Source organism: Pantoea sp. FN0302 (genome assembly GCF_050113775.1).
Classification (GTDB): Bacteria; Pseudomonadota; Gammaproteobacteria; order Enterobacterales; family Enterobacteriaceae; genus Mixta; species Mixta alhagi.
Genome location: NZ_JBNJSM010000002.1, coordinates 468,960 through 490,500, shown reverse-complemented (window position 1 = coordinate 490,500; position 21,541 = coordinate 468,960). Strand labels below are relative to the sequence as shown.

General features: G+C 50.2%; 36 protein-coding genes and 1 rRNA gene. 6 read left to right on the top strand and 31 right to left on the bottom strand.

Annotation, left to right across the window (positions count from 1 at the left end; all coding sequences use genetic code 11):
- A 16S ribosomal RNA gene (locus tag ACQE32_RS12970) occupies window positions 1-79 on the bottom strand; the annotation flags it as partial.
- A 470-nt stretch (window positions 80-549) separates the two neighbouring features.
- On the opposite strand from ACQE32_RS12970, the gene ACQE32_RS12965 reads away from it, so the two are divergent.
- A complete protein-coding gene (locus ACQE32_RS12965; RefSeq protein ID WP_427021890.1) occupies window positions 550-1,119 on the top strand; it encodes a gamma carbonic anhydrase family protein in 570 nt (189 codons plus the stop codon).
- Here ACQE32_RS12965 and ACQE32_RS12960 read toward each other — a convergent pair.
- The 6 genes from ACQE32_RS12960 to dprA are packed head-to-tail and all read right to left on the bottom strand — an operon-like array spanning window position 1,080 to window position 4,860.
- The gene (locus ACQE32_RS12960) at window positions 1,080-1,328 is read right to left on the bottom strand and encodes a DUF1488 domain-containing protein (RefSeq protein WP_426982377.1); all 249 of its coding nucleotides are present in this window, start codon (window positions 1,326-1,328) and stop codon (window positions 1,080-1,082) included. The genes ACQE32_RS12965 and ACQE32_RS12960 overlap by 40 nt on opposite strands.
- Entirely contained in the window at window positions 1,325-2,143 is an 819-nt protein-coding gene (aroE, locus tag ACQE32_RS12955; protein ID WP_427021889.1) for a shikimate dehydrogenase, read from the bottom strand. Before aroE ends, ACQE32_RS12960 begins: the two co-directional genes overlap by 4 nt.
- A gap of 3 nt (window positions 2,144-2,146) precedes the next feature.
- Window positions 2,147-2,734: an L-threonylcarbamoyladenylate synthase type 1 TsaC gene (tsaC, locus tag ACQE32_RS12950; protein ID WP_427021895.1), complete on the bottom strand. Its 588-nt coding sequence runs from the start codon at window positions 2,732-2,734 to the stop codon at window positions 2,147-2,149.
- Window positions 2,712-3,266, bottom strand: coding sequence for a topoisomerase DNA-binding C4 zinc finger domain-containing protein (locus ACQE32_RS12945; RefSeq protein ID WP_426982379.1), 555 nt, complete (start codon window positions 3,264-3,266; stop codon window positions 2,712-2,714). Before ACQE32_RS12945 ends, tsaC begins: the two co-directional genes overlap by 23 nt.
- 24 nt (window positions 3,267-3,290) lie before the next feature.
- Window positions 3,291-3,764, bottom strand: coding sequence for a DUF494 family protein Smg (gene smg, locus ACQE32_RS12940; protein ID WP_250651560.1), 474 nt, complete (start codon window positions 3,762-3,764; stop codon window positions 3,291-3,293).
- A complete protein-coding gene (gene dprA, locus ACQE32_RS12935; protein ID WP_426982380.1) occupies window positions 3,736-4,860 on the bottom strand; it encodes a DNA-protecting protein DprA in 1,125 nt (374 codons plus the stop codon). The genes smg and dprA overlap by 29 nt, the downstream gene beginning before the upstream one ends.
- A 127-nt stretch (window positions 4,861-4,987) precedes the next feature.
- On the opposite strand from dprA, the gene def reads away from it, so the two are divergent.
- From def to mscL, 5 genes are all read left to right on the top strand, one after another.
- Window positions 4,988-5,500 carry a peptide deformylase gene (def, locus tag ACQE32_RS12930; protein WP_085068439.1) on the top strand — a complete coding sequence of 171 codons (513 nt, stop codon included), beginning with the start codon at window positions 4,988-4,990 and terminating at the stop codon, window positions 5,498-5,500.
- A 14-nt stretch (window positions 5,501-5,514) separates the two neighbouring features.
- Window positions 5,515-6,462, top strand: coding sequence for a methionyl-tRNA formyltransferase (gene fmt / locus ACQE32_RS12925; protein WP_426982381.1), 948 nt, complete (start codon window positions 5,515-5,517; stop codon window positions 6,460-6,462).
- A 47-nt stretch (window positions 6,463-6,509) separates the two neighbouring features.
- Window positions 6,510-7,799, top strand: a complete 1,290-nt coding sequence (gene rsmB, locus ACQE32_RS12920) for a 16S rRNA (cytosine(967)-C(5))-methyltransferase RsmB (RefSeq protein ID WP_426982382.1) — start codon at window positions 6,510-6,512, stop codon at window positions 7,797-7,799.
- A gap of 39 nt (window positions 7,800-7,838) precedes the next feature.
- A complete protein-coding gene (gene trkA, locus ACQE32_RS12915; RefSeq protein WP_085068442.1) occupies window positions 7,839-9,215 on the top strand; it encodes a Trk system potassium transporter TrkA in 1,377 nt (458 codons plus the stop codon).
- A gap of 120 nt (window positions 9,216-9,335) precedes the next feature.
- Window positions 9,336-9,746: a large-conductance mechanosensitive channel protein MscL gene (mscL, locus tag ACQE32_RS12910; protein ID WP_426982383.1), complete on the top strand. Its 411-nt coding sequence runs from the start codon at window positions 9,336-9,338 to the stop codon at window positions 9,744-9,746.
- On the opposite strand, the gene ACQE32_RS12905 is transcribed toward mscL, so the two are convergent.
- The 24 genes from ACQE32_RS12905 to rpsC form a co-directional block, all read right to left on the bottom strand.
- On the bottom strand, window positions 9,743-10,006 hold the full coding sequence (locus ACQE32_RS12905) for an alternative ribosome-rescue factor A (RefSeq protein ID WP_427021888.1): 264 nt from the start codon (window positions 10,004-10,006) through the stop codon (window positions 9,743-9,745). The two genes, mscL and ACQE32_RS12905, sit on opposite strands and share 4 nt — an antisense overlap.
- A 54-nt stretch (window positions 10,007-10,060) precedes the next feature.
- Window positions 10,061-10,498: a Zn(2+)-responsive transcriptional regulator gene (zntR, locus tag ACQE32_RS12900; protein WP_085068448.1), complete on the bottom strand. Its 438-nt coding sequence runs from the start codon at window positions 10,496-10,498 to the stop codon at window positions 10,061-10,063.
- Window positions 10,499-10,500: 2 nt separating this feature from the next.
- On the bottom strand, window positions 10,501-10,869 hold the full coding sequence (locus tag ACQE32_RS12895) for a DnaJ family domain-containing protein (protein ID WP_427021887.1): 369 nt from the start codon (window positions 10,867-10,869) through the stop codon (window positions 10,501-10,503).
- 121 nt (window positions 10,870-10,990) lie between these two features.
- Window positions 10,991-11,377: a 50S ribosomal protein L17 gene (gene rplQ / locus ACQE32_RS12890; protein ID WP_003850180.1), complete on the bottom strand. Its 387-nt coding sequence runs from the start codon at window positions 11,375-11,377 to the stop codon at window positions 10,991-10,993.
- A gap of 40 nt (window positions 11,378-11,417) precedes the next feature.
- Window positions 11,418-12,407 (bottom strand): DNA-directed RNA polymerase subunit alpha, encoded by a 990-nt coding sequence (locus tag ACQE32_RS12885; RefSeq protein ID WP_085068452.1) that lies wholly within the window; start codon window positions 12,405-12,407, stop codon window positions 11,418-11,420.
- A gap of 25 nt (window positions 12,408-12,432) precedes the next feature.
- Window positions 12,433-13,053, bottom strand: coding sequence for a 30S ribosomal protein S4 (rpsD, locus tag ACQE32_RS12880; protein WP_085068454.1), 621 nt, complete (start codon window positions 13,051-13,053; stop codon window positions 12,433-12,435).
- 31 nt (window positions 13,054-13,084) lie between these two features.
- On the bottom strand, window positions 13,085-13,474 hold the full coding sequence (gene rpsK, locus ACQE32_RS12875) for a 30S ribosomal protein S11 (protein ID WP_004160563.1): 390 nt from the start codon (window positions 13,472-13,474) through the stop codon (window positions 13,085-13,087).
- A 16-nt stretch (window positions 13,475-13,490) separates the two neighbouring features.
- Window positions 13,491-13,847, bottom strand: coding sequence for a 30S ribosomal protein S13 (rpsM, locus tag ACQE32_RS12870; RefSeq protein ID WP_008457189.1), 357 nt, complete (start codon window positions 13,845-13,847; stop codon window positions 13,491-13,493).
- Between the two features lie 146 nt (window positions 13,848-13,993).
- Window positions 13,994-14,110, bottom strand: a complete 117-nt coding sequence (rpmJ, locus tag ACQE32_RS12865; RefSeq protein WP_004160566.1) for a 50S ribosomal protein L36 — start codon at window positions 14,108-14,110, stop codon at window positions 13,994-13,996.
- Between the two features lie 31 nt (window positions 14,111-14,141).
- The gene (secY, locus tag ACQE32_RS12860; protein WP_085068456.1) at window positions 14,142-15,473 is read right to left on the bottom strand and encodes a preprotein translocase subunit SecY; all 1,332 of its coding nucleotides are present in this window, start codon (window positions 15,471-15,473) and stop codon (window positions 14,142-14,144) included.
- 7 nt (window positions 15,474-15,480) lie between these two features.
- Window positions 15,481-15,915, bottom strand: a complete 435-nt coding sequence (gene rplO / locus ACQE32_RS12855; protein ID WP_085068458.1) for a 50S ribosomal protein L15 — start codon at window positions 15,913-15,915, stop codon at window positions 15,481-15,483.
- A gap of 3 nt (window positions 15,916-15,918) precedes the next feature.
- Window positions 15,919-16,098: a 50S ribosomal protein L30 gene (gene rpmD, locus ACQE32_RS12850; RefSeq protein WP_002438695.1), complete on the bottom strand. Its 180-nt coding sequence runs from the start codon at window positions 16,096-16,098 to the stop codon at window positions 15,919-15,921.
- Window positions 16,099-16,104: 6 nt separating this feature from the next.
- Complete coding sequence (gene rpsE / locus ACQE32_RS12845) at window positions 16,105-16,605, bottom strand: 30S ribosomal protein S5 (RefSeq protein ID WP_085068460.1); 501 nt, start codon at window positions 16,603-16,605, stop codon at window positions 16,105-16,107.
- Between the two features lie 14 nt (window positions 16,606-16,619).
- Window positions 16,620-16,973, bottom strand: coding sequence for a 50S ribosomal protein L18 (gene rplR / locus ACQE32_RS12840; RefSeq protein ID WP_038629765.1), 354 nt, complete (start codon window positions 16,971-16,973; stop codon window positions 16,620-16,622).
- A gap of 9 nt (window positions 16,974-16,982) precedes the next feature.
- Complete coding sequence (rplF, locus tag ACQE32_RS12835; RefSeq protein ID WP_085068462.1) at window positions 16,983-17,516, bottom strand: 50S ribosomal protein L6; 534 nt, start codon at window positions 17,514-17,516, stop codon at window positions 16,983-16,985.
- A gap of 11 nt (window positions 17,517-17,527) precedes the next feature.
- Window positions 17,528-17,920, bottom strand: a complete 393-nt coding sequence (gene rpsH, locus ACQE32_RS12830; RefSeq protein ID WP_017374146.1) for a 30S ribosomal protein S8 — start codon at window positions 17,918-17,920, stop codon at window positions 17,528-17,530.
- A gap of 33 nt (window positions 17,921-17,953) precedes the next feature.
- Window positions 17,954-18,259, bottom strand: a complete 306-nt coding sequence (gene rpsN / locus ACQE32_RS12825; protein ID WP_085068464.1) for a 30S ribosomal protein S14 — start codon at window positions 18,257-18,259, stop codon at window positions 17,954-17,956.
- 14 nt (window positions 18,260-18,273) lie between these two features.
- On the bottom strand, window positions 18,274-18,813 hold the full coding sequence (gene rplE / locus ACQE32_RS12820) for a 50S ribosomal protein L5 (protein ID WP_038629762.1): 540 nt from the start codon (window positions 18,811-18,813) through the stop codon (window positions 18,274-18,276).
- A 14-nt stretch (window positions 18,814-18,827) separates the two neighbouring features.
- Window positions 18,828-19,142 (bottom strand): 50S ribosomal protein L24, encoded by a 315-nt coding sequence (gene rplX / locus ACQE32_RS12815; RefSeq protein WP_038629761.1) that lies wholly within the window; start codon window positions 19,140-19,142, stop codon window positions 18,828-18,830.
- Between the two features lie 10 nt (window positions 19,143-19,152).
- A complete protein-coding gene (gene rplN / locus ACQE32_RS12810; RefSeq protein WP_038629760.1) occupies window positions 19,153-19,524 on the bottom strand; it encodes a 50S ribosomal protein L14 in 372 nt (123 codons plus the stop codon).
- A gap of 441 nt (window positions 19,525-19,965) precedes the next feature.
- Complete coding sequence (gene rpsQ / locus ACQE32_RS12805) at window positions 19,966-20,220, bottom strand: 30S ribosomal protein S17 (RefSeq protein ID WP_003850147.1); 255 nt, start codon at window positions 20,218-20,220, stop codon at window positions 19,966-19,968.
- Window positions 20,220-20,411 (bottom strand): 50S ribosomal protein L29, encoded by a 192-nt coding sequence (gene rpmC, locus ACQE32_RS12800; RefSeq protein ID WP_085068466.1) that lies wholly within the window; start codon window positions 20,409-20,411, stop codon window positions 20,220-20,222. Before rpmC ends, rpsQ begins: the two co-directional genes overlap by 1 nt.
- Window positions 20,411-20,821 carry a 50S ribosomal protein L16 gene (rplP, locus tag ACQE32_RS12795; RefSeq protein ID WP_008927134.1) on the bottom strand — a complete coding sequence of 137 codons (411 nt, stop codon included), beginning with the start codon at window positions 20,819-20,821 and terminating at the stop codon, window positions 20,411-20,413. Before rplP ends, rpmC begins: the two co-directional genes overlap by 1 nt.
- A 12-nt stretch (window positions 20,822-20,833) precedes the next feature.
- Window positions 20,834-21,535: a 30S ribosomal protein S3 gene (gene rpsC, locus ACQE32_RS12790; RefSeq protein WP_085068468.1), complete on the bottom strand. Its 702-nt coding sequence runs from the start codon at window positions 21,533-21,535 to the stop codon at window positions 20,834-20,836.
- Window positions 21,536-21,541 lie beyond the last annotated feature (6 nt).

Below are 21,541 nucleotides of genomic sequence, written 5' to 3'. Positions count from 1 at the left end.
CTCCCTGTTACCGTTCGACTTGCATGTGTTAGGCCTGCCGCCAGCGTTCAATCTGAGCCATGATCAAACTCTTCAATTTAAAAGTCTGATGCTCAAAGAAAAACGTCGTAATGAATTACGTGTTCACCCTGAGACTTGATACTGCAATAGTTTTTGCGATATCCCGTCCGTGAGTGCCCACACAGATTGTCTGATAAATTGTTAAAGAGCGTTGCGACCGGCGCTTCGTGCCGTTGTCGCGAGGTGGCGTATATTACGCTTTCCTCTTTCAGAGTCAACCTCTTTTTCAGAAGTTTTTCTCCGGCGATTCATCTTACTGAACCGCTCAACACCGCGTGGCGTAAGCCGTTGTGCCGTGTCGATGGAGGCGCATTATAGGGATCCGAATTCATTGCACAAGCCTTTTTTCGATCTTTTTTGCCGGTTGCTGACTTTTCATTCTTTTCGCTGTGATCTTATGCGATCGGCTTAAAATTACCGCACAATATCAAGGATGGTTTCATCTCTTATTCGCTACGCTGCATGACCTCACATTAAAGGAGCAATATCATGGCTACTGCTTTACGTCCTTATAAGCAATTTTTTCCCCGTACAGGTAATCGTGTGATGGTTGATGCCACCAGCGTCGTCGTTGGTGATGTAACGCTGGGAGATGATGTCAGTATCTGGCCATTAGTGGCGATACGGGGAGATGTGAATAGCGTGGTTATCGGTAAACGCAGCAACATTCAGGATGGCAGCGTTTTACATGTGACGCATAAATCAGCCGCGCGCCCGGAAGGCTTTCCTCTTATCATCGGAGAAGATGTGACGGTCGGTCACAAAGCGATGTTGCATGGCTGTACTATTGGCAACCGTGTGCTGGTTGGCATGGGTTCGATTCTTTTAGATGGCGTAATAGTAGAAGATGACGTGATGATCGGCGCAGGCAGTCTGGTCCCTCCTGGTAAGCGGCTCGAAAAAGGCTACCTCTACCTTGGCAGCCCGGTTAAACAAATTCGCCCGCTAAATGAAAAAGAGATCGAAGGGTTACGCTATTCCGCAAACAATTATGTCACCTGGAAAGATGACTATCTGGATCAGGAAAGCCAGATCCAGCCCTCATCATCTTCTCTATGAGCTTCTATTAGCTCTTGCGCCTGATCTTCCAGATCCCAGCGGTTAGCACGGAAAAGATCCAGCGGTTCGCCTTTGCCGAACCGCTGGCAAAGTAGATCACCTTTAATTGCACAGGTTAATTGAAAGCCGTTAACCATGGCGGGAAAACAGACGGCCCGGCGCGTCTCATTCCAGTCTTCTCTGTCGGGAAACTGAATCGCCTGATTCATGATGCTAACTCCGCCTGCAAGCGACTCAGTACTGGCGTGACGTTCGGTAATATGCCATGCCAAAGCAGGAAAGCATGTGCCGCCTGCCCCACCAGCATGCCTAATCCATCTGCCGTAGCCGTTGCGCCTGCCTGCTGACACCAGTTCAGGAAAGGTGTCGCTGCCTGCTGATAAAACATATCGTAGCAGCGCGTGCCGGGGGTGATGAGTGAAGCAGGCAGCACCGGGACAGCACCATCAACGCCACTGGAGGTAGCATTGATAATCAGATCAAACTTTTTGCCTGCCAGCTCCGTCATGGCTAACGCTTCAATTGCGCCGGTATGTGCAAAAACAGCGGCCAGCTCGTTGGCCCGTGCTGGAGTACGATTGGTTAATGTCAGAGAGCATCCAAAGGAAAGCAAGGGCAGAATGACACCGCGCGCCGCACCGCCTGCGCCCACTAACAGAATATTATCGCCAGGCTTAATAAAAGATAATCTTTCCAGATCGCTCAATAAACCGATCCCGTCAGTATTATCTCCCACTAATTTTCCATCCTGGCGCATGTATAAGGTATTGACGGCTCCCGCCAACGCTGCCCGCTCCGTTAGCACATCAGCAAGCTCATAAGCCTGCTGCTTAAACGGTAACGTCACATTGGCTCCCTTCCCACCCTGGCGTAAGAATTCATGCAAAGTTGCAGCAAAGCTATCGAGCGGCGCGAGCAATCTCCCATAACAATGCTCAATGCCCGTCTGTTTCGCAAATTCATGGTGGATCAAAGGCGACTTGCTGTGAGCAATCGGGTTGCCAATAACCACGAAGTTATCCATATCCTATCCCTGACGAATAATATCGCCGCTGATAATATCGCGAATCTCAGAAGGATTAAGCCGACCACCGGTTTCCCCCTGTAATACAGGAAAACTATCGCCAAACTGCTGCACAACTTCTGTAACGTTACGGCAAGGAGGCTGGCCGCTCAGGTTAGCACTGGTTGAAACCAGAGGTTTACCAAACTGACGGCAAAGTTCCTGTACTGCCGGATGATCGCTGACCCGTACCGCCAGCGTATCGAAACGCCCTGTTAACCAGCGTGGCGTATGCGGTAGCGCCGGCAATACCCAGGTTACCGGGCCAGGCCAGGAGGCAAACATTTTTTCGCGCTGCGTGACAGAAAGTTCATGGTCAGCAATATAGGGCATAAGCTGCTGATAATCAGTGGCGATTAAAATTAACCCTTTATCTACCGGACGCTGTTTGAACGCCAGTAACTGCATAACGGCTTTTTCACTGTCAGGATCGCAACCCAGGCCAAATACCGCCTCTGTGGGATAGGCAATAACCGCTTGCTGCTGAAGTTGTTCAACACACCAGCCAACTGTTCCGGGAATGATTTCTTTATTCACTTCTGTTTCCTGCATCAACGGGTTTACCGCACGCTTTGCTGGCGCAAAAACGTTTCAAACCTTGTGCTGTCTTTTTTTCGATTAATAAGGGGAAATGACAATACAGGCACGTTCCCTCTTTTGGCGTAAAATTCACTGCAAACTGGCAATCAGGATAGCGATCGCAGGCGTGAAAAGTCTTACCAAAACGTGAACGCCGTTGTACCAGATGCCCTTGCTCGCACTGTGGGCAGGCAATAGAGGTTTTATCTGGGCGATCGATCACTTCAGTATGCTCACATTCGGGATAGCGGCTACAGCCGATAAACATGCCATAGCGCCCCTGCCGTAATACCAGATCAGCCTGGCACAGCGGGCAGTGTTGCCCTTCCAGAACTTTAACGATATGCCCATCCGTCTGATTTTTCAGGGGGCGCACATAGTCACACTCCGGGTAATGTGAACAGCCAAGAAAAGGACCATGCTTTCCGGAGCGAATAACAAGATCTGCCCCACAGGTGGGGCAGGATTCATGTTTTCGCACTGTGAAAAGTGCTGGTTTACTCATTGTGTTATGTCACTGTGAAACAACTCAGTGCAACACTCCTTCATTGACGTCGAAAAGTAACTCTTCCATTTGCTGATAGGCATTTTCACATCCTGGAATGTTGAACAGCACCATCAGCACCACCCATTTAAGATCTTCCAGATCAAATTCAAACGTATCCAGGGCCATAACCCGTTCGATAACCATCTCACGCGTCTCCAGGTTCAAAACCTGAATCTGCTCCAGAAACAGAATGAAGCCGCGGCAGCTGGCATCAAGGCGCTGACTCTCTTCCTCTGTATAGATACGCATTGAGAGCGGATCGGTGGTAAGCAGTATCGGAGCGACAAGCCCGTCCTGATAGTCTGCTAATTTTTCCAACCAGTTCAACGCATTATTGATATCGTCACGATGAAAACCAGCATCAGCCAGATCATCAGTCAGTTTATCCTGGTCAACGCGCATCTCTGCTTCGCTGTGGATATAAGTTTCAAACAAGTACATTAGTACGTCGAACATGGCATGCCCTCCTCAATCGGACATAGCCGCCGGGTACAGCTGCGATCCATCCTGCTAACTCCAGCTCAAGCAGTTTAGCTATGATGGCTGGCACAGGTTGGCCGGCACGTTCAGCGACGACGTCAACAGGTGTAACCTCATCTCCTACGTTAGCCAACACCTCGGCAAATGGCAATGGACCATCAGCATTGTCTGAAGAATTAATTGTATTCTGCGCTGAAAGCGGTAGCCACTGTAGCTCACTGTTGATCTGTTCGAGAATATTATTGGGATGGGCCACTAATAACGCACCCTGCTGAATAAGCCAGTGTCCTCCCGCGCTGACGTCACTTCCCAGCGGGCCTGGCAAGGCGTAAATCTCCCTGTTTTGCTCCAGCGCATAGCGTGCCGTAACCAACGAGCCGCTCTTAAGAGAAGCCTCAACTACCAGAACGCCCAGGCTAAGGCCGCTGATGATACGGTTACGACGTGGAAAGTTATACGCGTGCGGTAAGGTATTCAGCGGAAACTCGGACACCAGCGCGCCACCAGCCATAACAATTTCATCCGCAAGCCGTTGATGATTAGCCGGATACAGCTGTTCCAGCCCGCTTCCCAGCACCGCGACCGTTTTCCCTTCTACCGTTAAGGCGGCGCGATGGGCTACAGCATCAATTCCGCGTGCCAGACCGCTGGTGATGGTCAGCCCGCTTGCTGCCAGGATTTGAGTAAAATAGTCCCCCCATTGCCGGCCATAATGTGAAGCGTTGCGGCTACCCACTACTGCCAGCTGTGGCGTAGCAAGGAGATGCGGATCGCCACGCAGCATTAAGGCTGCGGGATAACGCGCAACGTTTTTTAACAGGGGCGGGAACAACGCATCTTCAGCCGTAATGAGATGATGATCCGGTTGTTCAAGCCAACGCACTGCCTGTTCAAGAACAGGTTCGGGTACTGACTGAAACGCCTTAATTTGTATGGCATCAAGGCCTGCTGCGATATAATTTTGCGGTTCGTTATGGCCGCCGTGACTTAATAATTTTGCGGCTCTCAACATTTTTTCGCCGCACAGCCCTTTTACGTTCATCAGGCGTAACCACACTTCTTCTGAAGTCATTTCGTATTCCCTGTCAATGTGCGCCAGTAGCCGCTTTCCCTGGTGCGCAATGCTGTCAATCAAGGAGTGAAATGTCTACAATAAGAGGTAACGATGGTTACTTCTCTGAATACAGATCTGGAAAGTTATGTCAGTTTTACAAGTATTACATTATCCCGACGATCGTCTGCGCATTGTCGCGAAACCGGTCGCAAAAGTGGATGCGGAAATCCAGCGCATTGTCGATGATATGTTTGAGACGATGTACGCTGAGGAAGGTATTGGCCTGGCGGCTACACAGGTAGACATCCACCAGCGCATTATTGTTATCGACGTCTCTGAAAATCGTGATGAGCGTCTGGTGCTGATTAATCCTGAACTGCTGGAAGAAAGCGGTGAAACAGGTATTGAGGAAGGCTGCCTTTCTATTCCTGAACAGCGGGCGCTGGTTCCTCGTTCAGAGCGGGTAAAAATTCGCGCGCTGGATCGTGAAGGCAACACATTTGAACTGGAAGCAGATGGCCTGTTGGCAATTTGCATTCAGCATGAAATGGATCACCTGGTCGGGAAGCTGTTTATCGATTATCTCTCCCCGTTAAAACGCCAGCGTATTCGCCAAAAACTGGAAAAGCTGGCTCGCCTTAATACCCGAGCCTCCTGACAGTAAGGAATAGCGTGTCCGAATCACTAAAAATAATCTTTGCCGGCACCCCTGACTTTGCAGCGCGTCATCTTGACGCGTTGCTTACGTCTGAGCATCAGGTAGTGGGCGTTTTTACCCAACCCGATCGCCCTGCCGGACGCGGTAATAAACTCACGCCCAGCCCGGTTAAGCTCCTGGCTCAACAACATCATCTTCCGGTATTCCAGCCGAAATCGCTCCGCCCAGCAGAAAGTCAGCAGCTTGTGGCCGATTTGCAGGCGGATGTGATGGTGGTGGTCGCCTATGGCTTGATCCTGCCGCAGGCGGTACTGGATATGCCACGCCTCGGCTGTATTAATGTTCATGGTTCTCTGCTCCCTCGCTGGCGCGGCGCGGCGCCTATTCAGCGTTCGCTTTGGGCTGGTGACAGCGAGACCGGCGTCACCATTATGCAAATGGATATCGGTCTGGATACCGGTGCTATGCTGCTGAAACTGGCATGCCCTATCACCGCTGCGGATACCAGTGCAACTCTATATAGCCGGCTGGCGGAGTTAGGCCCGCAAGGATTACTGGAAACGCTGACCCGCTTAAGTCAGGGCAGTGCTCAGCCACAACCGCAGGATGAGGCTCTTGCCACTTACGCAGAGAAGCTCAGTAAAGAAGAAGCCCAGCTCGACTGGTCTCTTTCAGCCGCTCAGCTTGAACGCTGTATCCGCGCGTTTAATCCCTGGCCTGTTAGCTATTTTTACATTGAAGAGCAGCCGGTTAAGGTATGGCAGGCCAGCGTACTGCCGCATCAGACGGGTTATCAGCCAGGCGAAATTGTGCAGGCTGATAAAAATGGCATTCAGGTTGCCACTGCTGAAGGCATCTTAAATATCCAAACCCTGCAACCTGCAGGTAAAAAAGCCATGTCGGCCCAGGATATCCTGAACTCACGCCGCGAGTGGTTTACGCCAGGAACGCGCCTCGCCTGATTCACAGCCCGGTAATCACCCCGGGCCTGTTTATTGATGATTCAAATATGAAAAAAACGGTCAATCTCCGCAGTCTTGCGGCCCAAACACTTGAGCGCGTGGTAGAACAGGGACAATCACTGAGCAACCTGCTGCCGGTGGCGCAGAAAAATCTCTCCGATAAAGACAGTGCGTTGTTACAGGAACTCTGTTTCGGCGTATTGCGCACTCTACCGCTTCTTGAAGCGGCGATTAAGCAGCTTATGTCCCGCCCGTTAACCGGTAAGCAGCGCTCCCTGCATTTCTTAATTATGGTCGGCCTGTATCAGCTGCTTTATACGCGTATCCCGGCTCACGCCGCGCTGGCTGAAACGGTTGAAGGCGCTACCGTATTGAAACGGCCTCAGATGAAAGGCCTGATAAATGGCGTTCTGCGTCAGTTTCAGCGCCAGCAGCCCGATTTGATAACGCAGCTTGAGCAATCTCCACAGCGCTTTTTACATCCGGCCTGGCTGTTGAAACGTCTACAACTGGCATGGCCAGAGCAATGGCAACAAATTGTGGAAGCGAATAATCAGCGTCCTCCAATGTGGCTGCGCGTTAATCGTCAGCACCATAGCCGTGAACAGTGGCTGGCATTGCTGCAGGCAAGTGGCAACAATGCGACCCCTCATCCCGTTTATCCCGATGCTTTGCTGTTAGAGACTCCTTCATCGGTAGGTCAGCTACCCGGTTTTGAGCAAGGTTGGGTCACGGTACAGGATGCTTCAGCTCAGGGCTGCGTTACCTGGCTTGCGCCACAAAACGGAGAGCGTATCCTTGATTTGTGTGCGGCGCCCGGCGGCAAGACTACCCATATTCTTGAAGCTGCGCCGGATGCGCACGTTATGGCTGTCGACATCGATGCGCAGCGATTGCAGCGTGTTTATGAAAATCTGAAGCGACTGAATATGCAGGCGGAAGTAAAACAGGGCGATGGGCGCTTCCCGGATCAATGGTGCAAAGATACGCAGTTTGACCGCATTTTGCTGGATGCTCCCTGCTCTGCAACCGGCGTCATTCGTCGTCATCCTGATATTAAATGGTTACGGCGCGACCGTGATATATCCGAACTGGCCGCGCTGCAGCGCGAGATCCTGGATGCCATCTGGCCTCATCTGAAAGCTGGCGGCACGCTGGTTTATGCCACCTGCTCCATCCTGCCGGAAGAGAATCATTTGCAGATTGAAAGCTTCCTGGAACATCATCAGGATGCTGAACATATTCCACTTAGCGATGATTCAACCATCGGCCTGCAGTGTTTCCCGCATCCACAGGATGGCGATGGATTCTTTTACGCTAAGCTAATAAAAAGATAACGTAGTATGCGCTGCGACAACCTATAAGTTGAAACAACGATGAAAATAATCATTCTCGGAGCAGGCCAGGTAGGCGGCACGCTGGCAGAAAACCTGGTGGGCGAAAATAACGATATTACCGTGGTGGATAAAGACGCCACACGTCTGCGTCAACTACAGGATAAGTTCGATTTACGCGTGGTTCAGGGACACGGTTCCCACCCGAGGGTATTACGTGAAGCGGGTGCGCAGGATGCCGATATGCTGGTTGCGGTTACCAGCTCTGATGAAACGAATATGGTTGCCTGCCAGGTCGCTTATACGCTGTTTAATACGCCCAACCGAATTGCGCGCATTCGTGCTGCCGACTATATCCGCGATGCAGAGAAGTTATTTATACCGGAAGCGGTGCCTATCGATCACCTGATTTCACCCGAGCAGCTGGTAATAGATAATATTTATCGTTTGATCCAGTATCCCGGCGCGTTACAGGTGGTGAATTTTGCTGAAGGCAAAGTGAGCCTGGCTGTGGTGAAAGCCTATTATGGCGGGCCGCTGATTGGTAATCCGTTATCGATAATGCGTGAACATATGCCCCATATCGATACGCGTGTTGCAGCCATATTTCGTCAGGATCGCCCTATTCGTCCGCAGGGCTCAACCATTGTCGAAGCTGGCGATGAGGTCTTTTTTATCGCTGCCAGCCAGCATATCCGCGCAGTAATGAGCGAAATGCAACGGCTGGAAAAGCCCTATAAAAGAATAATGCTCGTTGGCGGAGGCAACATCGGTTATGGTCTGGCGCTGCGGCTGGAAAAAAACTACAGCGTGAAACTGATTGAACGTAATCAGCAGCGTGCCGCCGAGCTGGCGGAGCTGTTGCAGGATACGATCGTTTTTTATGGTGATGCTTCAGATCAAGAACTGTTAGCGGAAGAGCATATCGATCAGGTGGATCTTTTTATCGCCGTTACTAACGACGATGAAGCAAATATCATGTCTGCGATGCTGGCTAAAAAAATGGGCGCCAAAAAAGTTATGGTGCTTATTCAACGGCGCGCTTATGTCGATTTAGTCCAGGGCAGCGTGATTGATATTGCCATCTCCCCACAGCAGGCAACTATCTCAGCCCTACTTAGTCATGTTCGTAAAGCCGATATTGTTAGTGTGTCATCGCTACGCCGTGGTGTTGCTGAAGCTATCGAAGCGATTGCACACGGAGACGAAACAACATCCCGCGTTGTTGGCCGTCTGGTTGAAGATATCAAACTGCCTCCGGGTACCATTATCGGTGCCGTTGTACGCGGTGACGACATTATGATCGCAAATAACAATCTGCGTATTGAGCAAGGCGATCATGTCATTATGTTCCTGACGGACAAAAAGTTTGTGCCTGATGTGGAACGTCTTTTCCAGCCCAGCCCGTTTTTCCTTTAAACCATCAGCAGCAAGGAAGCTGCTTATGCGTTCTGCTCTGCTCCCGCTGCGTTAATTGCCGATGGCAAACACTGATTCGTTTGTTAGACTTTATGGTTTGGCAATGGAAAGGAGCTGTTTATGAGTTTTTTAAAAGAATTTCGTGATTTTGCAATGCGTGGCAACGTTGTCGATCTGGCCGTTGGTGTGGTTATCGGTGCTGCCTTTGGTAAGATTGTTTCATCTCTGGTGGCAAACATTATTATGCCGCCACTGGGATTGCTGATCGGTGGGGTGGATTTCAAGCAATTCAAATGGATATTAAAGCCAGCTCAGGGAGAAACGCCACCGGTCGTAATGGAGTACGGCATCTTTTTGCAGAATATTTTTGATTTCATCATCATCGCGTTTGCGATTTTCATTGCTATCAAGTTGATAAATAAACTGCACAAGAAAAAGGAAGTAGAAAAGCCAGTTGCTAAACCCAGCGCAGAAGCAACGCTGTTGACTGAAATCCGTGATTTAATGAAAGAACAGAATAATAAAGGCTAGCCCCCGGCGCTATGCTGAATAAACCAACAAGACTTCGCCGGCAGTATCGCGCCAGATGCATTCTCGCCAACTAAAAGGCCAGTGGTAAAGTCTGCTTTACCACTGGCCTCCCAGCCTGCTTTATTGTGTTTTGCTTTACGCCGATAGCTGCCTTTACCTTTCACATTCACCTCGACCCGCGTTTTGAATAGAGGGTCATGCAGTAAAGCCTCTATGGCATTGTTTTTAATTTTACCTTTTTTATGCTGATAACCAGACATAACGTCTCCTTTGATGAAAGTCGGATATCTATATAGATCTAATTTTTGCTGAAATCAATGTTTGCCAGGGTTCAGCTCACCTTTTTTTACCGTTCCCCGTTCCAGGCTTTCCAGGATAGAACAGTCAAGGCTGGTATGTGCAGAACCGCAGCAGGCATCACTTAAACATTGCAGGGAACGTTGCATCATCTGCAGTTCCGCAATACGAATTTCAACTTCATGCAGGCGAGCTTGCACGATGTTTTTAGACTCCTGACAGGTATGGTGTGCTGGATCGATACGGATCGAGAGTAAATCCCGGATCGCATCTAACGTTAACCCTAGCTGCTTAGCATGCCGAATGAATTTAAGACGCCGCAGATCATCATCGTTATATAACCGGAATCCCCCTGCCGAGCGGGCTGGTGCATCCATCATATTCTCTTTTTCATAATAACGAATGGTATCTGGCGTGACAGCAGCCAGCCGGGCAAGCTCACCGATACGGTACATATTTACTCTCCTGCAAAACGTTGGGCAATCGCATTACGATACTCCCCGGAAAGAAAATCGGTGTTCAAACCTGCCTGCAGCAGTTTTAATTCAAGCAGGCGCAGGCGCTTAAGATGGTCACTTTGGGCTATCTCGTCGGGATCAAGCTGTTTTAATAAGTCATTGAGTTCCAGCGCTTCACGCCGTATTTCCAGTTCCGGCGGTAAATAACCAGCATTCTTTAACATGCGGTAGCCAGCACGAAGCTCTGGTGGAACATGGCTGTCATCATCCAGTATGAGTGGAGTGCCTTCTCCAGGCAAACCTTGCAGCTCACCCCTCTGCTGTGCTTCGCGAATATGTTGTTCAGCCAGTTGATCGATTAGCCACATGTGATGCTCCGGGAAATATCAGAGCTTCAGGATAGCGCAGATTAGCGGGAGGTAAAGCAGAGATAAAATGAGGATATAAAAAAACCGGGCACCAGGCCCGGTTTCTTTAACATACAGCAGATTACTCTGCTGCAGCTTCTGCTTGAGCTTCTGGACGATCAACCAGCTCGATGTAAGCCATCGGAGCGTTGTCACCAGCGCGGAAGCCACACTTCAGAATGCGAGTGTAACCACCGGCACGGCTCGCGAAACGCGGGCCCAGCTCGTTAAACAGTTTTGCCACGATCTCGTTATCACGAGTGCGGGCGAATGCCAGACGACGATTAGCTACGCTGTCGGTCTTGGCAAGAGTAATCAGCGGCTCAACTACGCGACGCAGCTCTTTCGCTTTCGGCAGGGTCGTCTTGATGATCTCATGACGAACCAAAGAGCCGGCCATGTTGCGGAACATAGCCTGACGATGGCTGCTGTTGCGGTTCAGTTGACGACCACTCTTACGATGGCGCATGACCTTATCCTTCTCAGTAAAACCTTAACCTGCGATCTGGTTATTCATCAGCAATGCTTGCCGGCGGCCAGTTTTCCAGGCGCATGCCCAGAGAAAGACCACGCGAAGCCAGCACGTCTTTAATCTCAGTAAGAGATTTTTTACCAAGGTTAGGCGTTTTAAGTAGCTCAACCTCGGTACGCTGTACCAGATCACCGATGTAGTGGATAGCTTCTGCCTTAAGGCAGTTAGCAGAGCGGACAGTCAATTCCAGATCGTCAACAGGGCGCAGCAGGATCGGATCGAATTCTGGTTTCTCTTCTTTAACTTCCGGCTGACGCACATCACGCAGGTCAACGAAAGCTTCCAGTTGTTCAGCCAGAATGGTAGCCGCACGACGAATCGCCTCTTCAGGATCGATTGTGCCGTTGGTTTCCATTTCGATGACCAGCTTATCCAGGTCGGTACGCTGTTCCACGCGCGCAGCTTCAACATTGTAGGCGATACGGTCTACAGGGCTATAGCAAGCGTCGACTAACAGACGACCGATTGGGCGCTCATCTTCTTCCGAATGAATTCGGGCAGAAGCCGGCACATAACCACGGCCACGCTGAACTTTGATACGCATATTAATAGATGCGTTTTCATCGGTCAGATGGCAGATCACGTGCTGCGGCTTGACGATTTCGACATCACCATCATGGGTAATGTCGGCTGCAGTCACAGGGCCAATGCCAGATTTATTCAGTGTAAGGATGACTTCATCTTTACCCTGAACTCTTACCGCCAGCCCTTTCAGGTTAAGCAGGATTTCCAGGATATCTTCCTGTACGCCCTCTTTTGTGCTGTACTCATGAAGTACACCATCAATCTCAACCTCGGTCACCGCGCAACCCGGCATGGATGACAGCAGAATACGGCGCAGTGCGTTACCAAGAGTATGGCCAAAGCCACGCTCTAAAGGCTCAAGGGTCACCTTGGCGTGCGTCGAACTCAGTTGCTCGATATCTACCAGGCGCGGTTTTAGAAACTCTGTCACAGAACCCTGCATTGTGTCCTCTCTTTGGTACTAAGCTTTACTTGGAGTAAAGCTCGACGATCAGGTGTTCGTTAATGTCCGCAGACAGATCGGTACGTTCAGGAATACGCTTGAACACACCTTCCATCTTAGTTGCATCAACTTCCAGCCAGGTTGGCTTTTCACGCTGCTCAGCCAGCTCCAGAGCGGCTTTCACGCGAGACTGCTTTTTGGCTTTCTCGCGGATGCTGACTACGTCATTCGGAGATACCTGATAAGAAGCGATGTTAACAACGCGACCATTTACCATGATGGATTTATGGCTAACCAGCTGACGTGCTTCTGCACGAGTGGCACCAAAGCCCATACGATAAACTACGTTGTCCAGACGACCTTCCAGCAGTTGTAACAGGTTTTCACCGGTGTTGCCTTTCAGACGTGCTGCTTCTTTGTAATAGTTACGGAACTGACGCTCAAGTACGCCATAAATACGACGAACTTTCTGCTTTTCACGTAACTGACCGCCGTAGTCAGACAGACGCGGTTTACGCGCACCGTGCTGGCCAGGGGCTTGTTCAATCTTACACTTGGAATCAATCGCGCGAACGCCAGACTTCAGGAATAAGTCTGTGCCCTCACGACGGCTCAGCTTGAGCTTAGGACCCAAATATCTTGCCATTTTCTTTCTCCAACTATCCTAAAAACGGGCGTTATACGCGACGTTTTTTCGGCGGACGACAACCGTTGTGAGGGATCGGAGTCACATCAGTAATATTAGTGATGCGGAAACCTGCGGCGTTCAGAGCACGAATGGTAGATTCGCGACCCGGACCCGGACCCTTAACCATAACTTCCAGATTCTTGATACCGTAATCTTTCACGGCCTCTGCGCAACGCTCAGCAGCAACCTGTGCAGCGAACGGCGTAGATTTACGAGAACCACGGAAACCGGAACCACCGGCAGTTGCCCAACCCAATGCGTTACCCTGACGGTCAGTAATGGTAACGATGGTGTTGTTAAAAGAAGCATGGACATGAGCCACGCCATCTGAGACTTGTTTTCTTACACGCTTACGTGCACGAACTGGTGCCTTTGCCATTATTCAATCACCCCGATTATTTCTTGATCGGTTTGCGCGGACCCTTACGGGTACGGGCGTTGGTCTTGGTACGCTGACCGCGCACTGGCAGACCACGACGATGACGCAAACCGCGATAGCAACCAAGGTCCATCAGACGCTTGATGCTCATGCTCACTTCACGGCGCAGATCACCTTCAACGACAAATTTGGCAACTTCGTCACGCAGCGTGTCGATTTGTTCTTCAGACAGCTCACTGATCTTAACATCTTCAGCGATACCCGCAGCAGCACAGATGGCCTTGGAGCGAGTTTTGCCGACACCGTAGATCGAAGTTAATGCGATTACGGCATGTTTCTGATCAGGAATGTTAATGCCTGCTATACGGGCCACTATGCACTCCTACTATTTAATATGTACGCACCATGCTGAAAAGCCCGTTTTCAGGATACTCAAATGGAAACGTACAGACATACAAAAGATTGGCTGGCTAATCTAGCCAGCTCAACCCAACTTTGCAAGAAAAATATGCGAGAAAATCAGCCCTGGCGCTGTTTATGCTTAGGCTCGGCACTACAAATCACACGTACGACGCCGTCGCGACGAATGATTTTGCAGTTACGACATAATTTCTTGACGGAAGCACGAACTTTCATTTTTACTCTCCGTAACTTCTCAAGCGCCTGATTAGCGGCTATAGCCTTTCAGGTTTGCTTTCTTCAATGCAGACTCGTACTGACTGGACATCATCAGAGTTTGCACTTGAGCCATAAAGTCCATGATGACCACAACGACGATAAGCAGTGAGGTTCCACCGAAGTAGAACGGTACTTTCATCGCATCACGCATGAACTCCGGGATCAGGCAGATGAAAGTAATGTAGAGCGCACCAACTAGCGTCAGACGCGTCATCACTTTATCGATGTACTTCGCCGTTTGCTCTCCCGGACGAATTCCTGGTACAAATGCACCAGACTTCTTCAGGTTATCTGCTGTTTCTCGCGGATTGAAAACCAACGCCGTATAGAAGAAACAGAAGAAGATGATTGCAGTCGCATAGAGTAGCACATAAAGCGGCTGTCCTGGCTGCAAATACATCGAAATAGTTGTCAGCCAGTTCCACCCTGTACCGCCACCAAACCATGAAGCAATGGTAGCTGGAAACAGAATAATGCTTGAGGCGAAGATTGCCGGGATAACCCCTGCCATATTCACCTTCAATGGTAAATGTGTACTCTGTGCAGCATAGACACGACGGCCTTGCTGACGTTTCGCATAGTTCACCACAATGCGGCGTTGACCACGCTCAACGAAAACAACGAAGAAGGTCACTGCAAATACGAGAACTGCAACCAACAGCAACAGAAGGAAGTGCAGGTCGCCTTGCCGCGCTTGCTCGATGGTATGGCCAATGGCCGGCGGAAGCCCCGCAACAATACCAGCAAAGATTATGATCGAGATACCGTTACCAATACCTCGTTCAGTAATCTGCTCGCCCAGCCACATCAGGAACATTGTCCCTGTAACCAGACTCACAACAGCGGTGAAGTAGAAAGCAAAGCCTGGATTGATTACCAGGCCCTGCATTCCAGGCATATTCGGTAAACCGGTAGCAATACCGATCGACTGGAATATAGCCAACACCAGAGTACCGTAACGGGTGTACTGACTAATCTTACGACGGCCAGCCTCCCCTTCTTTCTTGATTTCTGCCAGGGCGGGATGAACCACCGTTAACAGCTGGATAATAATTGATGCCGAAATATACGGCATAATACCCAGAGCAAAGATAGAAGCACGGCTTAATGCACCACCAGAGAACATGTTAAACATTTCAATGATGGTGCCACGCTGTTGTTCAAGCAGTTTGGCAAGTACAGTGGCATCGATACCAGGGATCGGAATAAAAGAGCCAATGCGGAATACAATCAGCGCACCGATGACAAACAAAAGTCTGCGTTTCAGTTCGCCGAAACCGCCCTTGGCACTTTGAAAATCTAATCCTGGTTGCTTAGCCATCTGCTACTTATTCCTCAATTGTACCGCCAGCAGCTTCGATTGCAGCACGAGCGCCTTTAGTGACACGCAGACCGCGAACCGTAACCGGTGCAGAAACTTCGCCAGACAGAATCACTTTCGCGAATTCGATCTGAGTACCGATGATGTTTGCTGCTTTCAGCGTATTCAGGTCAACGATACCGCCTTCCACTTTCGCCAGCTCGGACAGACGAACTTCCGCCGTTACCATTGCTTTACGAGAAGTGAAGCCGAATTTCGGCAGACGACGGTACAGCGGCATCTGGCCGCCTTCGAAACCACGACGTACGCCACCGCCAGAACGAGAGTTCTGACCTTTGTGACCACGGCCGCCGGTTTTACCGAGACCAGAACCGATACCACGACCCAGGCGTTTACCCGCCTGTTTTGAGCCTTCGGCGGGAGACAGAGTATTCAAACGCATCTGTTACTCCTCCACTTTAACCATATAGGAAATAGCGTTAACCATACCGCGTACAGCAGGCGTGTCTTCACGCTCAACGGTATGACCAATGCGACGCAGACCCAGGCCAAGCAGCGTTGCCTTATGCTTAGGCAAACGGCCGATTGCACTACGGGTTTGTGTAATTTTGATCGTCTTTGCCATGGTCAATTACCCCAGAATGTCTTCAACGGATTTACCACGCTTGGCAGCGACCATTTCCGGAGATTTCATATTTTCCAGGCCATCAATAGTTGCACGAACCACGTTAATCGGGTTGGTGGAACCATAGGTTTTAGCCAGAACGTTATGAACTCCAGCGACTTCCAGGACGGCGCGCATTGCACCACCGGCAATAATACCGGTACCTTCAGAAGCCGGTTGCATGAACACACGGGAACCTGTGTGTGCACCTTTAACCGGGTGCTGCAGGGTGCCGTTAGTCAGCGCGACGTTAATCATGTTGCGACGGGCTTTTTCCATCGCTTTCTGGATCGCTGCCGGTACTTCACGCGCTTTACCGTAACCAAAACCTACGCGACCGTTACCATCACCCACTACAGTCAGTGCGGTGAAGGAGAAAATACGGCCACCTTTAACAGTTTTAGATACACGGTTTACCGCGATCAGTTTTTCCTGCAGTTCGCCAGCTTGTTTCTCGATGTGTGCCATCTTAGACCTCTACCTTAGAACTGAAGGCCAGCTTCACGGGCAGCTTCTGCCAGTGCCTGGACGCGACCATGATATTGGAAACCGGAACGGTCGAAAGCAACGTCTTTGATGCCTTTTTCCAGCGCGCGCTCAGCGATAGCTTTACCTACAGCAGACGCAGCGTCTTTGTTGCCGGTGTACTTCAGTTGTTCAGAGATAGCTTTTTCTACAGTAGAAGCAGCAACCAGAACTTCAGAGCCGTTCGGGGCGATGACCTGTGCGTAAATATGACGCGGGGTACGATGTACCACCAGGCGAGTAGCACCCAGCTCTTTGATCTTGCGACGTGCGCGGGTCGCACGACGGATACGAGCAGATTTCTTATCCATAGTGTTACCTTACTTCTTCTTAGCCTCTTTGGTACGCACGACTTCGTCGGCGTAACGAACACCCTTGCCTTTATAAGGCTCAGGACGACGGTAGGCGCGCAAGTCAGCCGCAACCTGGCCGATCAGCTGTTTATCAGCACCTTTCAGTACGATTTCAGTCTGAGACGGACATTCTGCAGTGATTCCCGCAGGCAGAGCGTGTTCAACCGGGTGAGAAAAACCCAGTGACAGATTCACGACATCGCCTTTAACGGCTGCACGATAACCTACACCAACCAGCTGCAGCTTCTTAGTGAAGCCTTCGGTAACACCGATAACCATTGCGTTCAGCAGCGCACGGGCAGTACCCGCCTGCGCCCAGCCATCAACGAAGCCTTCGCGCGGAGCGAAAGTCAGAGCGTTGTCAGCATGCTTAATTTCAACAGCATTATTGATAGTACGAGTCAGCTCGCCGTTTTTACCTTTGATCGAAATTTCCTGACCGTTGAGTTTTACCTCTACGCCGGCAGGAACAACGACAGGTGCTTTAGCAACACGAGACATTTTTTCCTCCGTTAAGCTACGTAGCAGATAATTTCGCCACCAAGACCAGCCTGGCGCGCTGCACGATCAGTCATAACACCTTTAGAGGTAGAAACAACAGCAATACCCAGTCCAGCCATTACCTTCGGCAGCTCATCTTTTTTCTTATAGATGCGCAGGCCAGGACGGCTAACACGTTGAATGCTTTCTACCACAGCTTTACCCTGGAAATACTTAAGAGTCAGTTCCAGTTCCGGCTTGATGTCGCCTTCGATTTTGAAATCTTCAATATAACCTTCTTCCTTCAGCACGTTGGCGATTGCCACTTTCAGCTTGGAGGAAGGCATGGTGACCGCAACTTTGTTCGCGGCCTGACCGTTACGGATACGGGTCAGCATATCCGCGATCGGATCTTGCATGCTCATCTGTCTTTACTCCCGTGATTCAATTGGTGACAATTACCAGCTAGCCTTTTTCAGACCCGGGATTTCACCGCGCATAGCGGCTTCACGGACCTTGATACGGCTCAACCCGAACTTCCGCAGGAAACCATGCGGACGACCTGTTTGACGGCAGCGGTTACGCTGACGAGACGGGCTGGAATCACGCGGCAGACTCTGCAGCTTGAGAACAGCATTCCAACGATCTTCGTCGGAGGCGTTCACATCAGAAATGATCGCTTTCAGTTCGACGCGTTTTGCGAAGAATTTGTCTGCTAATTTCTCACGCTTGACTTCGCGTGCTTTCATTGATTGCTTAGCCATTAAGTAACCCTACCTTACTTGCGGAACGGGAAGTCAAAAGCAGCCAGCAGAGCACGGCCTTCATCATCAGATTTCGCAGTAGTGGTAATGGTGATATCCAAACCACGAACGCGATCGACTTTGTCATAGTCGATTTCTGGGAAGATGATCTGCTCACGGACGCCCATGCTATAGTTACCACGACCATCGAAAGACTTCGCAGACAGGCCACGGAAGTCACGAATACGCGGTACAGCAATAGTGACCAGACGCTCAAAGAACTCCCACATGCGTTCGCCACGCAGAGTTACTTTACAGCCGATCGGATAGCCCTGACGGATTTTGAAGCCTGCAACTGATTTGCGTGCTTTGGTGACCAGCGGTTTTTGACCGGAGATTGCTGCCAGGTCAGCTACTGCGTTATCCAGCAGCTTTTTGTCAGCGATCGCTTCACCAACACCCATGTTCAGGGTGATCTTCTCGACCCGAGGGACTTGCATGACAGAATTGTAGCCAAACTCAGTCATGAGTTTTTTAACTACTTCGTCTTTGTAGTAATCATGCAGTTTCGCCATCGTACTACTCCAAATTACTTGATAGTTTCGCTGTTAGACTTGAAGAAACGGACTTTTTTGCCGTCTTCGAATCTAAAGCCTACACGGTCAGCCTTGCCGGTAGCCGCATTGAAGATAGCAACGTTAGAAACCTGAATTGCAGCTTCTTTTTCAACGATGCCGCCCGGTTGGTTCAGAGCCGGAACCGGCTTCTGATGTTTCTTCACCAGGTTGATACCTTCAACAATGACCTTGCCAGAAGACAGGACATTTTTTACTTTACCGCGCTTACCTTTATCTTTACCGGTCAGCACGATAACTTCGTCATTACGACGGATTTTCGCTGCCATTGCTCGCTCCTTAGAGTACTTCTGGTGCCAGGGAGATAATTTTCATGAACTTTTCATTACGAAGTTCACGAGTTACCGGCCCAAAAATACGCGTTCCGATAGGCTGCTCGCTGTTATTGTTCAGAATAACGCATGCATTACCATCGAAGCGAATGACAGAACCGTCAGGGCGACGAACACCCTTCCTGGTGCGCACCACTACCGCCTTAAGCACATCACCTTTTTTCACTTTACCACGCGGAATTGCTTCCTTGATGGTAACTTTGATGATGTCGCCTACGCCTGCGTAGCGACGGTGCGAGCCACCCAGAACCTTGATACACATTACGCGACGTGCACCGGAGTTGTCGGCGACGTTCAGCATAGTCTGTTCTTGGATCATTTTAGTGCTCCGCTAATGTCAACTACTACTTCGGGACCCAAACAGAGGGTCGTTAGAAAGCCCCATAATTGAGGGCGCGGCATTATAACACCGGTCCCCGCAGATGGGTAGAAAAAATAAACGGCTCCTGTCGAGCCGATATTTGAACCTGTAATTTAAGGAACGCGACATTCTAAGGAATTGTTCACTATGTAGCAATCGTAATCTGCACACTTCTTCATCTTATTGATGGTTATTCTTCAACGCGGGGCTTGATAAGCGGATTAAGGCACTGAGTAAGCGCTAAATGTTAACCACAGCATTAACTTCGCTATGACAAACGGCAGGCGCAACCTCGTTAATTAAGATCATTACGTCGTGGGCAGTGGGCAGACACGCAATCGCAGGCAAAAAAAAACCCTCTGCCAGAGGCAGAGGGTTTCAATAAGAAAGGAGATTCTATTACAGAACCGCTTTCTCAATAACGCGAACCAGAGTCCAGGACTTAGTCTTGGACAGCGGGCGGCATTCGCGGATTTCTACCACGTCGCCGATACCGCATTCGTTGTTCTCGTCATGGATGTGCAGCTTAGTCGTACGCTTAATGAATTTACCGTAGATCGGGTGCTTCACGAAACGCTCGATAGCAACAACTGCAGATTTCTGCATTTTGTCACTAACAACACGACCTTGCAGAGTACGAATTTTATCGGTCATTACGCACCCGCCTTCTCAGTCAGTAAAGTTTTAACGCGTGCAACATCACGGCGCACATTCTTCAGCAGATGACTCTGCTGCAGCTGGCCAGATGCTGCCTGCATGCGCAGGTTGAACTGCTCGCGCAGCAGGTTAAGCAGCTCAGTGTTCAGCTCTTCAACGCTTTTTTCACGCAGCTCTTTTGCTTTCATTACATCACCGTCTTAGTAACAAAGGTGGTTTTGATAGGCAGTTTTGCTGCTGCCAGCTTGAATGCTTCACGGGCCAGCTCCTCCGGTACGCCGTCCATTTCATACAGGACTTTACCCGGCTGGATCAAGGCAACCCAATACTCCACGTTACCTTTACCTTTACCCATACGCACTTCCAGCGGCTTCTCGGTGATCGGTTTGTCCGGGAATACACGGATCCAGATCTTACCTTGACGCTTAACTGCACGGGTCATAGCACGACGTGCTGCTTCGATCTGACGAGCAGTCAGACGACCACGGCCAACAGCTTTCAGACCGAAAGTACCGAAGCTCACATCCGTACCGGCAGCCAGACCACGGTTGCGGCCTTTGTGCACCTTACGGAATTTTGTACGCTTTGGTTGTAACATCAGCGACTCTCCTTACTTACGGCCTTTACGCTGCTGCTTTTTCGGTTGAGCAGCCGGTTTTTCCGGTTGTTCAACAGCAGCCATACCACCCAGGATCTCACCTTTGAAGATCCATACCTTAACGCCGATTACACCATAAGTGGTGTGCGCTTCTGAGGTGTTGTAGTCGATGTCAGCACGCAGGGTGTGCAGCGGTACGCGACCTTCGCGGTACCATTCGGTACGTGCGATTTCTGCGCCGCCCAGACGGCCACTAACTTCAACTTTAATACCTTTAGCGCCCAGACGCATTGCGTTCTGTACAGCACGCTTCATCGCACGACGGAACATCACGCGACGCTCCAGCTGAGAAGTGATGCTGTCAGCAACCAATTTCGCGTCCAGTTCCGGTTTACGGACTTCGGCGATATTGATCTGCGCCGGTACGCCAGCGATATTCGCTACGACGTTACGCAGTTTTTCTACGTCTTCGCCTTTTTTACCGATAACGATGCCCGGGCGAGCGGTGTGAATGGTCACACGGATGCTTTTAGCCGGACGTTCGATAACGATGCGCGAAACAGACGCTTTAGCCAGTTCTTTAGTCAGGAACTGACGCACTTTAAAATCGCTGTCCAGGTTGTCAGCGAATTCTTTGGTATTAGCGAACCAGGTAGAGTTCCAGGGTTTAACAATACCCAGTCGAATACCATTAGGATGTACTTTCTGACCCATTGCTAG

Bases quoted from the DNA above. Each gene is read 5' to 3' on its own strand.
- ACQE32_RS12965 (WP_427021890.1), top strand. From the start codon at position 550: ATGGCTACTGCTTTACGTCCTTATAAGCAATTTTTTCCCCGTACAGGT.
- ACQE32_RS12960 (WP_426982377.1), bottom strand. From the start codon at position 1,328: ATGAATCAGGCGATTCAGTTTCCCGACAGAGAAGACTGGAATGAGACG.
- aroE (WP_427021889.1), bottom strand. From the start codon at position 2,143: ATGGATAACTTCGTGGTTATTGGCAACCCGATTGCTCACAGCAAGTCG.
- tsaC (WP_427021895.1), bottom strand. From the start codon at position 2,734: ATGCAGGAAACAGAAGTGAATAAAGAAATCATTCCCGGAACAGTTGGC.
- ACQE32_RS12945 (WP_426982379.1), bottom strand. From the start codon at position 3,266: ATGAGTAAACCAGCACTTTTCACAGTGCGAAAACATGAATCCTGCCCC.
- smg (WP_250651560.1), bottom strand. From the start codon at position 3,764: ATGTTCGACGTACTAATGTACTTGTTTGAAACTTATATCCACAGCGAA.
- dprA (WP_426982380.1), bottom strand. From the start codon at position 4,860: ATGACTTCAGAAGAAGTGTGGTTACGCCTGATGAACGTAAAAGGGCTG.
- def (WP_085068439.1), top strand. From the start codon at position 4,988: ATGTCAGTTTTACAAGTATTACATTATCCCGACGATCGTCTGCGCATT.
- rsmB (WP_426982382.1), top strand. From the start codon at position 6,510: ATGAAAAAAACGGTCAATCTCCGCAGTCTTGCGGCCCAAACACTTGAG.
- trkA (WP_085068442.1), top strand. From the start codon at position 7,839: ATGAAAATAATCATTCTCGGAGCAGGCCAGGTAGGCGGCACGCTGGCA.
- mscL (WP_426982383.1), top strand. From the start codon at position 9,336: ATGAGTTTTTTAAAAGAATTTCGTGATTTTGCAATGCGTGGCAACGTT.
- ACQE32_RS12905 (WP_427021888.1), bottom strand. From the start codon at position 10,006: ATGTCTGGTTATCAGCATAAAAAAGGTAAAATTAAAAACAATGCCATA.
- zntR (WP_085068448.1), bottom strand. From the start codon at position 10,498: ATGTACCGTATCGGTGAGCTTGCCCGGCTGGCTGCTGTCACGCCAGAT.
- ACQE32_RS12895 (WP_427021887.1), bottom strand. From the start codon at position 10,869: ATGTGGCTAATCGATCAACTGGCTGAACAACATATTCGCGAAGCACAG.
- rplQ (WP_003850180.1), bottom strand. From the start codon at position 11,377: ATGCGCCATCGTAAGAGTGGTCGTCAACTGAACCGCAACAGCAGCCAT.
- ACQE32_RS12885 (WP_085068452.1), bottom strand. From the start codon at position 12,407: ATGCAGGGTTCTGTGACAGAGTTTCTAAAACCGCGCCTGGTAGATATC.
- rpsD (WP_085068454.1), bottom strand. From the start codon at position 13,053: ATGGCAAGATATTTGGGTCCTAAGCTCAAGCTGAGCCGTCGTGAGGGC.
- rpsK (WP_004160563.1), bottom strand. From the start codon at position 13,474: ATGGCAAAGGCACCAGTTCGTGCACGTAAGCGTGTAAGAAAACAAGTC.
- rpmJ (WP_004160566.1), bottom strand. From the start codon at position 14,110: ATGAAAGTTCGTGCTTCCGTCAAGAAATTATGTCGTAACTGCAAAATC.
- secY (WP_085068456.1), bottom strand. From the start codon at position 15,473: ATGGCTAAGCAACCAGGATTAGATTTTCAAAGTGCCAAGGGCGGTTTC.
- rplO (WP_085068458.1), bottom strand. From the start codon at position 15,915: ATGCGTTTGAATACTCTGTCTCCCGCCGAAGGCTCAAAACAGGCGGGT.
- rpmD (WP_002438695.1), bottom strand. From the start codon at position 16,098: ATGGCAAAGACGATCAAAATTACACAAACCCGTAGTGCAATCGGCCGT.
- rpsE (WP_085068460.1), bottom strand. From the start codon at position 16,605: ATGGCACACATCGAGAAACAAGCTGGCGAACTGCAGGAAAAACTGATC.
- rplR (WP_038629765.1), bottom strand. From the start codon at position 16,973: ATGGATAAGAAATCTGCTCGTATCCGTCGTGCGACCCGCGCACGTCGC.
- rplF (WP_085068462.1), bottom strand. From the start codon at position 17,516: ATGTCTCGTGTTGCTAAAGCACCTGTCGTTGTTCCTGCCGGCGTAGAG.
- rpsH (WP_017374146.1), bottom strand. From the start codon at position 17,920: ATGAGCATGCAAGATCCGATCGCGGATATGCTGACCCGTATCCGTAAC.
- rpsN (WP_085068464.1), bottom strand. From the start codon at position 18,259: ATGGCTAAGCAATCAATGAAAGCACGCGAAGTCAAGCGTGAGAAATTA.
- rplE (WP_038629762.1), bottom strand. From the start codon at position 18,813: ATGGCGAAACTGCATGATTACTACAAAGACGAAGTAGTTAAAAAACTC.
- rplX (WP_038629761.1), bottom strand. From the start codon at position 19,142: ATGGCAGCGAAAATCCGTCGTAATGACGAAGTTATCGTGCTGACCGGT.
- rplN (WP_038629760.1), bottom strand. From the start codon at position 19,524: ATGATCCAAGAACAGACTATGCTGAACGTCGCCGACAACTCCGGTGCA.
- rpsQ (WP_003850147.1), bottom strand. From the start codon at position 20,220: ATGACCGATAAAATTCGTACTCTGCAAGGTCGTGTTGTTAGTGACAAA.
- rpmC (WP_085068466.1), bottom strand. From the start codon at position 20,411: ATGAAAGCAAAAGAGCTGCGTGAAAAAAGCGTTGAAGAGCTGAACACT.
- rplP (WP_008927134.1), bottom strand. From the start codon at position 20,821: ATGTTACAACCAAAGCGTACAAAATTCCGTAAGGTGCACAAAGGCCGC.
- rpsC (WP_085068468.1), bottom strand. From the start codon at position 21,535: ATGGGTCAGAAAGTACATCCTAATGGTATTCGACTGGGTATTGTTAAA.